At 51.9% G+C, this 13,233-nt stretch carries 13 protein-coding genes; 4 read left to right on the top strand and 9 right to left on the bottom strand.

Features of this window, described 5'->3' with window-relative positions:
• Positions 1-250 precede the first annotated feature (250 nt).
• The gene (locus B2Z72_RS08115) at positions 251-1,072 is read right to left on the bottom strand and encodes a crotonase/enoyl-CoA hydratase family protein (RefSeq protein WP_296983199.1); all 822 of its coding nucleotides are present in this window, start codon (positions 1,070-1,072) and stop codon (positions 251-253) included.
• Positions 1,073-1,369: 297 nt separating this feature from the next.
• Complete coding sequence (gene hemH / locus B2Z72_RS08120) at positions 1,370-2,389, bottom strand: ferrochelatase (protein WP_296983200.1); 1,020 nt, start codon at positions 2,387-2,389, stop codon at positions 1,370-1,372.
• A gap of 312 nt (positions 2,390-2,701) precedes the next feature.
• Between hemH and B2Z72_RS08125 the strand changes: the two genes are divergently transcribed.
• A complete protein-coding gene (locus B2Z72_RS08125; RefSeq protein WP_296983201.1) occupies positions 2,702-3,421 on the top strand; it encodes a proteasome-type protease in 720 nt (239 codons plus the stop codon).
• Positions 3,422-3,550: 129 nt separating this feature from the next.
• Here B2Z72_RS08125 and B2Z72_RS08130 read toward each other — a convergent pair whose 3' ends face one another.
• Positions 3,551-4,273 carry an NAD(P)-dependent oxidoreductase gene (locus tag B2Z72_RS08130; RefSeq protein ID WP_296983204.1) on the bottom strand — a complete coding sequence of 241 codons (723 nt, stop codon included), beginning with the start codon at positions 4,271-4,273 and terminating at the stop codon, positions 3,551-3,553.
• 158 nt (positions 4,274-4,431) lie between these two features.
• On the opposite strand from B2Z72_RS08130, the gene B2Z72_RS08135 reads away from it, so the two are divergent.
• On the top strand, positions 4,432-5,301 hold the full coding sequence (locus tag B2Z72_RS08135; RefSeq protein ID WP_296983205.1) for a LysR family transcriptional regulator: 870 nt from the start codon (positions 4,432-4,434) through the stop codon (positions 5,299-5,301).
• Positions 5,302-5,386: 85 nt separating this feature from the next.
• Here the strand turns inward: B2Z72_RS08135 and B2Z72_RS08140 are convergent, their stop codons facing one another.
• The 4 genes from B2Z72_RS08140 to B2Z72_RS08155 form a co-directional block, all read right to left on the bottom strand.
• The gene (locus B2Z72_RS08140) at positions 5,387-6,940 is read right to left on the bottom strand and encodes a DHA2 family efflux MFS transporter permease subunit (RefSeq protein ID WP_296983206.1); all 1,554 of its coding nucleotides are present in this window, start codon (positions 6,938-6,940) and stop codon (positions 5,387-5,389) included.
• A 6-nt stretch (positions 6,941-6,946) separates the two neighbouring features.
• The gene (locus B2Z72_RS08145; RefSeq protein ID WP_296983208.1) at positions 6,947-7,951 is read right to left on the bottom strand and encodes an HlyD family secretion protein; all 1,005 of its coding nucleotides are present in this window, start codon (positions 7,949-7,951) and stop codon (positions 6,947-6,949) included.
• A 362-nt stretch (positions 7,952-8,313) separates the two neighbouring features.
• Positions 8,314-8,928, bottom strand: a complete 615-nt coding sequence (locus B2Z72_RS08150; protein WP_296983209.1) for a hypothetical protein — start codon at positions 8,926-8,928, stop codon at positions 8,314-8,316.
• Positions 8,925-9,575 carry a glutathione S-transferase family protein gene (locus B2Z72_RS08155; RefSeq protein WP_296983210.1) on the bottom strand — a complete coding sequence of 217 codons (651 nt, stop codon included), beginning with the start codon at positions 9,573-9,575 and terminating at the stop codon, positions 8,925-8,927. The genes B2Z72_RS08150 and B2Z72_RS08155 overlap by 4 nt, the downstream gene beginning before the upstream one ends.
• 499 nt (positions 9,576-10,074) lie before the next feature.
• Here B2Z72_RS08155 and B2Z72_RS08160 point away from each other — a divergent pair, with 499 nt between their 5' ends.
• The gene (locus B2Z72_RS08160; RefSeq protein WP_296983212.1) at positions 10,075-10,632 is read left to right on the top strand and encodes a cytochrome b; all 558 of its coding nucleotides are present in this window, start codon (positions 10,075-10,077) and stop codon (positions 10,630-10,632) included.
• A gap of 102 nt (positions 10,633-10,734) precedes the next feature.
• A complete protein-coding gene (gene ypfH, locus B2Z72_RS08165; protein ID WP_296983213.1) occupies positions 10,735-11,364 on the top strand; it encodes an esterase in 630 nt (209 codons plus the stop codon).
• 154 nt (positions 11,365-11,518) lie between these two features.
• Here ypfH and B2Z72_RS08170 read toward each other — a convergent pair whose 3' ends face one another.
• A complete protein-coding gene (locus tag B2Z72_RS08170) occupies positions 11,519-11,989 on the bottom strand; it encodes an SHOCT domain-containing protein (protein WP_296983215.1) in 471 nt (156 codons plus the stop codon).
• Between the two features lie 175 nt (positions 11,990-12,164).
• Positions 12,165-13,178 carry a glycine betaine/L-proline ABC transporter substrate-binding protein ProX gene (gene proX / locus B2Z72_RS08175; RefSeq protein ID WP_296983217.1) on the bottom strand — a complete coding sequence of 338 codons (1,014 nt, stop codon included), beginning with the start codon at positions 13,176-13,178 and terminating at the stop codon, positions 12,165-12,167.
• Between the last annotated feature and the right edge of the window lie 55 nt (positions 13,179-13,233).

A 13,233-nucleotide genomic window follows, 5' to 3' on the forward strand; every position in this document is an offset into this window, starting at 1 on the left:
GCCGCCGAGAACAGACGGATTAAGGTAAAGCTCGCCGCATCAATATCGGTTTCTGTCAGCGCCATGCGGTTAAGCAGTGAATTAGCTGCGAACGCCAGCATGGCAATGGTGGTGAGTAACGTCAGTCGTGCCGGTGACATAGGTGTCTCCCGCTTATTATTTGTTTCGACTTTACGGCTTCAGCACGGCAATTGCACCCGAAAGCAGGCTATACATAAGTACTGCTGCTTCCGGCGCAAACACATACCGCTTACTTAAAACTCTGACGCTGGCGGAAAGGTTTTGGCTCTTTATCTTTCGCCAGACCGTTGGCCATGGCAATTTTCTGGTTTTTACGCCCCAAAAGGCGCGCCTGAACCCAGCGCTCCCAGCGCAGTGCTTTCCAGGTATCGGCCTTCCAGGTCTTCTTAAACAGATATTTGGCAGCGGCAACAGCATCCGGTGATTTACTGGCAATCACCTGCGCCAGCGCTTCGGCTTCTGCCTTTGGATCGTCTGCCAGCCTGCTGATCAGGCCGTATTCAAAGCCTTCAGTCGCCGGAAACTGACGCCCCGTCATGGTCAGCTCCTGAGCGATATCCACACGGGTTAAGCGCGACAGTGTGACCATGCCGCTCATATCCGGAATCAGTCCCCACTTCATTTCCATGATCGATAAATTGGCATCCGGCGTGGCGATACGATAATCACAGGCCAGCGCAATCTGCATCCCCCCGCCGAAGCAGTTGCCATGAATGGCACAGATCACCGGCACTGGCAGATCGCGCCAGCAGTGGGCAATCTGCTGGGCGATATTCTGTTTGCTCCAGGGCAGCTTGAGAAAGATCTTCGGGATCATCGACGGATTTTTACTGACGGCATTAAAGTCCAGTCCGGCGCAGAAAGAATCACCGTTACCGGATAACACCACCGCGCGGATGTCACGGTCTTTGCGAATGCGTTTAGCCGTGGCAATCATCTCCGTGAACATGGCCATATCCAGCCCGTTAAGCTTATCCGGGCGGTTCATGGCCACGTAAGCAATATGCTCGCGCACATCACACTGAATGCGGGAAGAATGGGATTGAGTCATAGCGGATGCCCCGGTAATGGATGATCTTTGGTTGGTCTGACTGGTTTTCTGTCTGGTGGTCTGACTGGTAGTCGGATTGAGCTGCCTGACAGCCACAGAAAATCTGACGCTGAGTTGTTATCGTTGCTGTATTTATCTGTGTCAGCTGCTGTCTGTATCTGAGTAAGAGGGTCAGCTGAGTGCAGGATGATTCCACAGCCCGGAGCAGCAGGCCATGATCATCCTGTACAGATCGATAACCGGCTTTTGCCTGCCGGTAAACAGATGGGAGTATATGCGCAGGCTATGCGTTCAGCGTCAGCCTGCAGGGGTACTTTGTATCAGCCAGCCTGACGTGTTGCTTTGCACCAGCTCAGTTAACAGAGCAATGTGCTCCGGTCTGTCGTTCAGGCAGGGAATATAGTGATAATCCTGACCGCCGTTTTCCATAAAGTAGCCGCGGTTTTCCACTTCCAGCTCTTCCAGGGTTTCCAGACAGTCAGCGGCAAATGCCGGGCTGATGACATCCACCCGTCCGACGCCCTGCTGCGCCCACTGCTTCAGGGTTTCATCAGTATAAGGTTTAACCCACTCTTCCCGACCAAAACGCGACTGGAAGGAACACAGCCACTGATCATCGGCCAGTCCGAGTTCTGCAGCAACAGCGGCCGCTGTTGCCCGGCACTGGGCCGGGTAAGGATCACCTTTCTGTTCGTAACGCTCAGGCACCCCATGGAAGGACATCAGCAGTTTATCGCCGCTGCCGTGCTCTTCGCGGTAAGTACGCACTGACTGCGCCAGTGCTTTGATGTATAGCGGATGCACGTGGTATTCGTTAATAAAGCGCATTTCCGGCAGATGCGGGCAGGCGCCCAGGCCTTTCGCCAGACGGTCAAACACCGCTGCGGTCGTGCTGGAGGAATATTGCGGATACAACGGCAGCACCAGCATTTTTTCCACACCGGCTTTGCGCAGCTCCAGCCCTGCCTGTTCCATGGATGGTTCGCCATAGGTCATGGCCAGAGCCACCGGAATATCGCAGCCATAAGCCTGCTTAAGCGCCTCTTTCAATGCTTTTTGCTGGCGCAGGGAAATGGCCATAAGCGGCGAACCGTCTTCTGTCCAGACCGATTGATAGGCTTTCGCCACCCGCCCGGGGCGCACACGCAGAATGATGCCGTTAAGAATCAGCCACCAGAGTGGACGCGGAACATCGACTACGCGCTGATCCCACAGGAACTCTGCCAGATATTCACGAACGGCCGCTGCCGTCGGCGCTTTTGGGGTACCCAGGTTGGCAAGCAGAACACCAAACGGCGGAGTTTGCTGAGCGGTCACGGACTGTCTCCTGCACTTTTTGTATAAGTTTTGCGTAAGTATATAAGTTTAATAGAAGGCTTGTTCAGGGTCATCCGCCATTACACATCCAGGCACAATTAAAAAGCTGACGCCTCAGTCAGCTTTGATTAAGAAACAACCCTAAGAGACACTGGACAAAATCTGATCCGTGGGGCAACCTTCGCGCTCCTTCGGCACCGGCTCAACAGAAAGTGCTGCTTACTCTGGTCGTTAATTAACCAGCTATAGTAAGTAAGCCCCTTAAATACAACGTCGGAAGAAGGCCGGACGGATCATTGGGAGAACTAACTCATGACATATTGTGTCGCGCTGAAACTGAAAGACGGACTGGTTCTGACTTCCGATTCCCGCACCAACGCGGGCGTGGATCATATTGCCAGCTTCCGCAAACTGCATGTACAGGAAGTACCGGGTGAACGGGTCATATTCCTGCAAAGTGCGGGCAATCTGGCGACGACCCAAAGTGTTATTACCGTGCTGCAGCACCAGATTAAGAGCGCCGAGCGCCACATTCTGAACGTGCCCAGCCTGTATGATGTGGCGGAACTGGTGGGTAAAACCATCCGTGAAATCATCACCCGCGATTCCGGGCAGAATCAGGGCGTGGATTTTGGCTGCAATATGCTGGTCAGTGGTCAGATCAAAGGTGATGAGCCGCGTCTGTTCCATGTCTATCCGCAGGGCAACTTTATTGAAGCCTGTGAAGACACGCCATACTTCCAGATTGGTGAGAGCAAATACGGCAAACCGATTCTGGACCGTATCATCAACTTCAGCACACCACTGAACCGCGCACTGCAGTGTTCACTGATTTCCATGGATTCCACCCTGCGCAGTAACCTGTCGGTGGGTCTGCCACTGGATGTGATTGAATACTACAACGACGCCCTGCAAAGCCCGGGCATCCGTCGTATCGACGAGCACGATGAGAACTTCATCAAACTGCGTCGTGCCTGGTCTGACGGCATGCGTGAATTGTTTGATGGTATTCCGTTGATGATGGAAGAGTAACAGACATCTCTGCACTCTGAATCTGATCAGGCTGCCTGCTGGCGGCCTGCTCTCTCAGCCCTCCGCTGCAAGCCCCAACTTAAGCACGGCACTTAACCCCGGCACTTAACCCCGAAACGTCGCCGCAACTCATCCAGATCCCAACACAGACACGGCATCCACACCTCTGGAAATCGCCGGCGCCTGATGAATCAACGTCCGCTCCTGCACGGCCTCTGTCATAAATAACGCAAAATCCGTACGCCGTGTACGATTAGCGGCCAGCGCCGGGTCGCCCACATCCGGCCGCCACACAGGCAGGCCCTGAGAGGCCCCCTCTTCCAGGTCACTGCAACGAACCACGGTCCATGGGCGCGGGGACGCAAATATGCGCTCGCAGGCCCGCTCCTGATCACTGATATCGGCAAACCTCAGCCAGCGCGCTAACACAGAGAACAGCGAGACCTGCAGCTTAAACCAGCAGCTGTAGTAATCTTTGTCGCTGTGACGGATATGCCAGCCGCAGGAAAAGATCAGTCGTGCATGATCTGGGGCGTGGTCAAGCAGTGCCTGCGCTGTCCCCGTGGCATATCCTTCGACACCCCAGGGCACCAACACACAGAAGACTGCATCACAGCCCTGCACCGCCTGCTTAACAACGCCACAGTCATTGGTGTTGCCAGCGAAAATTCGTATCCGGTCGGCAAAGCGCCGGAGCTTGCCAGTGCTGCGCTCCCGACACACAGTATTCACCTGCCAGCCTTTGGCCAGCGAGTGCTCAATCAGATACTGCCCCAGCTTGCCGGAACCGCCAATAATGCACACCCGCCGCACGGGCAGCTCTGTCATGTACTCTCTTTTACACCCTGTCATACGCTCTCCTGAATGGTCTTTGCCTGATCAATAAGAGCCAGTATGATTATTCACTACCGGATATTAAATTGCCTTAAATCGCATACGATGTATTCATTTATGAATACATAAATCAGAAGCTGCTTGCATCAGGCAGCTAATCGCAAAGGATATGCAGAATGTCAGACTTTGACTGGAACCACGCCCGCGCCTTTCTCGCCACCGCAGAACACGGCAGCCTGTCTGCCGCCGCCCGGGCACTGCAGATGAGCCAACCGACCCTCAGCCGCCAGGTATCAGCACTGGAGAGTGAACTCGGTGTCACCCTGTTTGAGCGGGTGGGGAAAGGTCTGGTGCTGACTGAAAGCGGACGCTATCTGCTGCGTCATGTACAGGCCATGGGGGACGCCGCCAGCCGTTTCTCATTATCCGCAGCCGGACAGTCACAACAGCTGCAGGGGCCTGTCGTTCTGTCAGTAAGTGAAACCGATGCCTTCTTCCATATGCCTGGATTTATTCAACAATTACAGCAGAGTGAACCTGGTATTCAGCCCGAAATTCTGGTGACCAACAACATCAGTGATTTAAAACGCCGCGAAGCCGACATTGCGGTACGCAGTGTACGTCCACAGGAAGCGGATTTAATTGCGCGAAAAGTAAAAGAAGAAAACATCTGGATGTACGGTCATAAAGACTATATTCAGGCACTGAAAAACACGCCGAATATCCGCCCAAGGCTGATTGCCTTTGATGATAACCCCAGGTTCTTACAACTGCTCAACAGTGCCGGATGGCCGATAAGCGAAGCGGATATTCAGATAACAACGCCTTTCCAGATGTTGCAATGGCAATTAATTAAACAGGGTAATGGTCTGGCTATGCTGCCTGAAGCCATCGGCGATGCCGACCCGGATCTGCGCCGGGCATATTCACAACACGGCGTATTAATTACATTACCGGTATGGCTGGTCAGTCACAGAGAACTACGGACTAATCCCAGAGTAAAACGGGTATTTGATTTATTGGCGGAGTATTTATCAGCCGCTTAACAAATACCCTGCGCATTTATATTCGACTGTTAATTCGACGTAAAATGGGTTCGACGTGAATTAAAATACCTGGGCGCTGCGGGACTTAATGCGCTCCTGCCGGAGCACCCTGCCCATCCTGACCTACAGGTGCGGACCGGATCGCCAGCGATGCCAGTGCGGCAATCAGCATCATGCTGCCCAGGGCAAAAAAGGCTTCGTTATACGACATTACCATCGCCTGCTTGGTCATCTCTTCCATCAGCATGCCGTATTTCTGCTCTTCCGGACCGCCATGAATGCCCAGCATCATGCCCATATTGTGCATGTATTCTGCCGCCGCCTGAGTGCCGCTGACGACACTTTGCTGAATCTGCAGCAAATGAAAATCCGTACGGTCTGATAACAGAGTCGCCAATACGGCAATGCCGACAGCGCCGCCCAGATTACGCATCACATTAAACAGTGTTGAAGCCGACGCAGTGTCTTCCGGTTTCAGGTTCTGTGCCGACATCACAGATAAAGCCACCATAATAAACGGCTGCCCCAGTGCCCTGACCAACAGGGCCGGAATAAGGTAGGCGCCGGTGTATTCGGTGGTCATATGAATGTTCATAAACATACTGCCACCCATCACCGCAAAGCCGAACGCCACCAGGTACTTGGCTTCGATCTTCTGCATAATGCGCGGAATCAGAGGGAAAAACGGCAGCTGTGGGAAACCCACCCACATCAGCACCAGGCCAATATCCAGTGCGGTATAGTCATGCACCGAGGCCAGATACAAAGGCACCAGATAAACAGAACCAAACAGGCCAGCCCCCAATGCCACATAAGTGACGCAGGAAAGTGAAAAATCACGGCTGTAAAATAATCTGAGATTCACCAGCGGGTATTGAGTGGTCAGCTGCTTGCGCACAAACAACACCAGACTGACGGCAGAAATGACCGCCAGCCAGCGGATATATTCGGCGTCAAACCAATCGTCTTTGGAGCCCTCTTCCAGCATCACCTGCAGGCAGCCAAGGCCCAATGCCATGGTTACCATACCAAACACATCAATGCGCTTAAGCTGCTCATAATCGCCGGGCTGTTTATCCAGACCTTCCGCCAGCAGCCATAACACCACCACACCGGGAATCACGTTCAGATAAAAAATATAGTGCCAGCTGAATGCTTCGGTCAGCCAGCCACCTAAGGTTGGGCCGATGCTCGGAGCAAAGGTCGCGGTAACACCAAACAACGCCATCCCCAGCGGACGTTTTTCCAGCGGTAATAATTGCAGAATTAAGGTGAATGCCATGGGAATTAATGCACCACCGGTAAAGCCCTGCATGGCGCGGAACACAATCATGGATTCCAGATTCCAGGCGAAGGAACACAGCAGCGAGGAAATAATAAAACCTGTGGTATTCCACAGCAGGTAACGACGTGGTGACAGCCAGGCAGCAAAAAATCCGGTCAGTGGAATAGCGATCATTTCCGCCACCAGATAGGAGGTTGCAATCCACGAGGATTCTTCCAGCGTGGCACCCAACGCCGCCTGAATATCTTTCAGCGAAGAGTTGGTGATCTGGATATCCAGAATGGCCATAAAGGAACCCAGCAGGGCTCCACCAATGGCCAGCCAGTGTTTAACCGGTACGTCGCCTCTGCTCATGACAGACTACCCGGTAATAACCGTCACGACTACCGACATACCGGCGCGGATCAGACTCAGATCCTGGCCGTCATCGAATACAATTTTCACCGGCAAACGCTGAGTCACTTTGGTGAAATTACCGGTCGCATTCTGCGGCGGAATTAACGCAAATTCAGAGCCGGTTGCTGCAAAAAAGCTGTCTACCCTGCCTTTAAATACTTTGCCGTCCAGCGCATCCACATGAATTTCTACGCTCTGGCCAACGCGGATATCCGCCACCTGAGTTTCTTTAAAGTTGGCATAAATCCAGACTGGCTGAGTCACCAGACTGAACAGGCGTAACTGCGGGCTGACCATCTGCCCCAACTGCACCTGCTGACTGGTTACCACGCCATCCCGTGCCGCCAGCAGACTGGTGTATTGCAGGCTCAGCTCAGCGCTTTTCAGATCAGCAGCGGCTTTATCAACCGCGGCCTGTAATTGCGGTTGTTCTCCCTGCAGGGAAATCAGATTGGCTTCCTGAGAGGCCAGCTGGGCGCGGGCCTGATTAAGACGTGCCAGCGATGCGGTGCGATTAAGCTCAGCAGCGTCCAGATCATCCTGCGCGACATATTGTTTCCCTTGCAGCTGCTTCAGACGATCCAGCTGCTGGCCCGTGCGCTGCCAGTCCGCTTTTGCCGCTGCCACGCTGGCGGTTGCCGCCTCTACCAGCGCCTTCTGCGCTTCTACCCTTTCATCCAGGTGAGCAAGGTTGGCGCTGGCCTGAGCCAGTAACGCAGCAGCCTGATCCACCTGAGCCTGAAACGGTGCCGGGTCCAGCTGAATCAGCAGGTCACCTTTGGTGACCATCTGGTTTTCCGCTACCGCTATATCCTGCACACTGCCGGACACCCGGCTCATAACCGGCACAATGTCAGCCTTAACATACGCGTTGTCGGTTTCTTCGCGCCCTTGATGCATCCACCACCAAACCCCGGCAGCAAGCGCAACGACAGCAAGTACGATAAGAATTCTGACTTTCTTTGGCATAACAGAAACCCGGTACGGAAATAAGGGAGGCTAAGTCTACCTTGAATGTAAGCAGTGTAAACACTTGACCAACAGGTTTATTTTGTCTTTTCTCTCAATAATTTACGACTATCCAGCCATCTTCCTCCTGATTGCCGCTGACGCATTCACAGATGACACATTCAGCCCTATAAGTGGCAATTAACACCTGAGGCGATACGGGCCAGTTTCTTTGGCAATGCCTCTGCACAGAGGCAAAGACCCGGATTGCTCATTGGTCAGGCGACGGTTTTGCCTGAACGGTTTTTGCACGAACGGTTTTGCATAATCGCAAGGCAATAAAAAACGCAGCCGAAGCTGCGCTTCCTATTGATTGTTAACGATCAGCGAGCCTGAGAAAAATCCACCCGCACGATATTATCTTCCGTGCTGATCACGGATTTATTGGCCTCCAGTTTCATCTGTTCACCTACCAGAATTCGGCAGCGCTCTGCCAACGCCTGAGCTGCTGAAGGTTTTGAACCATCGCGGGGGATACTGCAATTAAGTGGAAAGGTAAACTCCAGAGCGGCATCCGCTTCAACAGGCAAAGGCTGCCTTTCGTGCAGAAAACGCCGCTCAAGTTTCTCCAGAATTTTTAACAGAGGTCCACCGCTGACCACTTCCGGATCCATACAATAGAACTGCTGCAGCGCCATACGAGCGATGTAGTCACGCAGTGGTTTATTATCCGGCAGACCGATGTTGCGGCACATGATAATGATTTCGCTACTCATGCGGCGGGCAAAATATTCCGGAAAATAGCGGATATCATGTTTATCCAATCCGCACATAATCATCAGGTAACCGCTATTAACTTCCTGCGCCGCGACACAGAAATCACTACCGATTAACGCCGATTCCGTTCGCCAGTGTAAATCCGGCTGTGGATGTCGTGCTGGTTTTATATGCTGAAAAAGTACCTTGGTGAGGGTTTTGGTAAGATCAATCTGCATCATAACTTAATCGCCTCAGCCACCATTTTTCCGTACCCTTCTTCCATCAGAACCTGAGCGACCGATGGACGTTTAAGCATAGTTTTATAGTGTTGAAGGCAGTTTTCCGGCAAAGTCAGGCCGATATGTACCGCCCAGAATTCGGTATAAAAAAGCGCCGCATCCGCTATGGAAAATGTTTCATGCAGATATTCCTGCTGCCCCAGCCAACCGCTTATTAACTCAAATCCATCACTGACGATTTTGCGTCCCTGCTGCTGAATCCGCTCCTGCTCTGCAGGCAGTTCAGAATACTTATCTGTGGTGAATATCCGGGTGAAACCCTGGCCGTGAATCGTGTTAACCACGTAATTCACAATGCTGATCAGATGCAGCTGTTGCAAAAGATACTCGGGTAAAAGCTGCCGTTTGGGATAGGTTTCCGCCAGCCACAGCGTGATGGTGAGAAAATCAGTCAGTACGGTTCCATCCTCCAGCACCAGAGTTGGAATAGTGCCTTTGGGGTTTAAACTCCGGTACTCTGCCGCATCCTGATCTCCGGCCATCAGGTTGACCAGATACACTTCAAATACCGGTCCGCATTCTTCCAGCAGAATATGGATGCCGGTTGAGCATGAGCCTGGTGTCATATAAAACTTAAGATTCGCCAAAATACGCTCCCTGTTCTGTCTTTAGCCCGCGCGCTGTTAACCTGAGAGCAACCACCAGACGGCTCCCATCAGATACTTATCCGACAGGTGGTCAGCAAGAATCCGGCCAGCAGCGGAACGCCTTCCACTATGCAGCTCGATCATTCAGAAATTATAAAAACCTTTTAAATCATATAGATATAAAATTCGCTCTGAACTCTGAGCAAATTCCCGGCTGTTGCTAATACGACATAAACGGACAGACAGATCACCAATGTTCCTTTTGCTCCGGGCGGCGTCTGCTGGCTATACCGATTCCCTTATCAATGGTGTAGATATTTCGAAAATTCAGAACGTTTGTTCCCATTAATTCTGATTTTTAACCCTGTAACTTTCGCTATGATGACCCTGCTCTGACCGCCTGCCAGACTCACAGTGCTTAGTGGCTGCCTATACCCTTCAGCGCCCTCTGAGCGAGCCTGGCAGTGATATATCCAATAACACACTATCCGGAAGCTTTATGGAAAATTCTGTCCGTTCTTACACTGCAACCGCCAAAGCCCTGCACTGGCTGATGGCACTCCTGATCATCGTCGCCAGCGCCATTGGTCTGTATTCATCCACCTTTGAATATGGTGCCGATCAGGCATTGAATGAGTACAAAGGCAGCCTGATTACTCTGCACAAGCAGATTGCATCGATCACCATTTTCCTGATTGCGCTGCGCATTGCATGGCGCCTGACCCACCGTCCGCCAGAACTGACAGGCATGAGCCCAATGATGGCGAAAGCTGCCCACGGCGGTCATATCCTGCTGTACGCCCTGATGATAATTACTCCGCTGGCTGGCTGGACTCTGAGCTCTTCGGCCGGTTATCCGATTCCGGTTGCAGGCCTGTTTAATCTGCCACCTCTGGTTGATAAATCCGAAGCTATTCAGGCCATCGCCGGCCCCATTCACCGCTGGGGCTCCTGGTTTATGCTGCTGGTTATTGCCGGCCATATATTCTTTGCCATCAAACACAAGGTAATCGACAAAGACGGTACTATGGAATCCATGTTGCCGGGTAAACGATAATCGACCTGCTACAGGTGACAGCAAACCTAAAGCCGGGGATTCCCCGGCTGCCTGCTTTATTCCCGTCCACTGAATACTTCCCCCACTTAAATGAGGCTCCTCATGTCTGAACCCATTCTGGTTAATCAACCAGCCAACCCACAACACCTGTATATGCTGTTTCACGGCGTTGGCAGTCAACCACAAAGCATGGCACCACTGGCCAAACTGATCGCTGCTACTCTGCCGGAGGCTTCGGTTATCTGTGTCGCTGCACCGTATGCCTTTGATCTCGCGCCAGGTGGACGCCAGTGGTTTTCGGTAAAAAATGTGACGGAAGAAAACCGTCCACAGCGGGTTGAACAGGCGATGGGAGAATTTATCCGTTGTATTGAAAACTGGCAGGCTGTCAGTGATCTCGGCGCCGAGAATACCACTCTGATCGGCTTCTCACAGGGTGCGATTATGGCTCTGAGCATGACGCAAATGGTCGACAAACAACCCGCTGCACGTATCTTTGCCTTATCCGGCCGCTTTGCTGCAGAGCCTTCCAGCCCGGCCAAAGGGGTACGTATTCATCTGCTGCACGGCCGTCTCGACCGGGTAATGGATGTGCGCCAGGCAGAGCAGTCTTTTGCTCAGTTGAAGGCTCTGAAGGCTGATGTCACGCTGGATATATTTGATGATCTGGAACACGGCATATCCCGTGAAGAAGCCATGCGCATGCAGCAATACCTGCGTAAAGAAGAGTGATCAGCCAGCCTGACCAACAGAAGCTACAGCCCAAGAAAACTACAGCCAGAGAAAGCGGTAGCCGGATAAAATGGTCAAACCGCTGCCGCAATAAAAAAGGCCGCTGACGCGGCCTCTTTTGATCCCGGCTACAGGCCGGAGCTGGAAAAGACGATCAGATGTCGCTGATGATCTCTTTACGCTGAGCCTGATACTCTTCTTCAGTGATCAGACCTTTCTTCTTCAGTTTTTCCAGATTTTTCAGACGTTTCTCAAAGTGATCAACACCGTATTCAGCTTTATTCACAGCCCTCATGGCTTTTTCTCTTTTCTCTTTAAAGCCACACTGATAGTAGTCAGCAGTAATGGCTGTCGTCGTTACCATCTTATTGCCGGATAACGAAGGACGTGTGCGACGGCTTTCTTCCGAGCCGCGCATTACCATAGCATCCGCTTTGGCATCAGCTGCATGCTCCTGGTGCCACTCCATACATTCTTTCTGCGGCTTCATGCTGGTGCTTTTACACACATCCTGTTTAACCAGCTTACAGGCCGATTCCTGGCCAGCTTCAAGCAGTTTTACATCGTCTTCAGCAAATGCAGACAGCGGCAGTAACATCAATGCCACAGCAATCGGTTTGATCATGGTATCGGTCTCCGGGGCTGGCCTCAGCCAACCCGTAAACAATGAATAGAACTCAGGTCAGAGAATACCGGATTTTTGCTCATCAGCGCAGCAATAGATAACTCAATATGCTCAGAAAGTCTGTTGCTGACATATAAAAAAGCCGGGCAATGCCCGGCTTCAGCTGACTGAAGTTTTATTCAGCAGCTTTCATCGCGGTAGCTACCCAGCCATCGAAAGTCTTCTGATTCGCCTTAATCCATAGCTCAGCATGACGTTCGATGTCTTTAATCGAGTCTTCTCCATTAGCGATCATCATATTCTCTGCGTTCACCGCATTAATCGGTAACTTCATAACAGAGAAGAGTTTGGCTGCGGCCGGGTTCTTCTCAGCCCAGGCTTTGTTCGCCACGATACGCTCAGAGTTGATATCAAAGCCATAGTTCTTACCATTGGCCAGCGCGGTGTCGGTACCATTCGGATTGGCCGAATAAGGCACCTCCAGCCAGACCACATCTTTACCCGGTACCAGCTTGCCGGATACCCAATAAGGCGTCCAGGTGTAATACAGCACGGGTTCACCATCGTTATAACGGGCAATGGTGTCGGAAATAATCGCAGCGTACTGCCCCTGATTATGACTGATGGAATCCCGCAGTTTGAATTCGTCCAGCTGATATTCGATCACACCTTCGCAACCCCAACCCGCATTACAGCCAGCGAGATCGGCTTTACCGTCACCATTGGTATCAAACAGTTTGGCCAGTTCCGGTTTCTTCAGATCAGTGATCTTAGTGATGCCGTATTTATCCGCGGTTTTTTTATCCATCAGATAGCCCTGAGCAGCCCCTTTGATGTAATCCCCCTGACGAAAGAACACATCATCACCACCGGCGTTTTTATACATGGTGTTATGCAGGGGATACCAGTTAACCGTGGTATAGGTTAAATCGCCGTTGGCAATAGCTGTATAGCCAGCGCTGTATTCCACCTCTTTAATTTCCTGCACATCGTAGCCAAGCTTCTCCAGCGCTTTATTTACAATGATGGTCTGAAATTTTTCTTCAGCAATTGGACTGTGGAAAGCCTGAACACTGACGCCGGCACCTGGTAACTCCGCCGCCGCCGTGCTGCTCAGCGTTAATCCCAGCGTTGCTGCACTGCATAACATACCGGATAGAATACCGTTGGTAACTGGACTGCGTTTCATAAATATCTCCTGATTGCGCGTATTAACGGATCTGATAATCGCCAGATCAAAACAA

The sequence above is a fragment of the Thalassolituus sp. UBA6592 genome (assembly GCF_002433655.1).
GTDB lineage: Bacteria > Pseudomonadota > Gammaproteobacteria > Pseudomonadales > Oceanobacteraceae > Venatoribacter.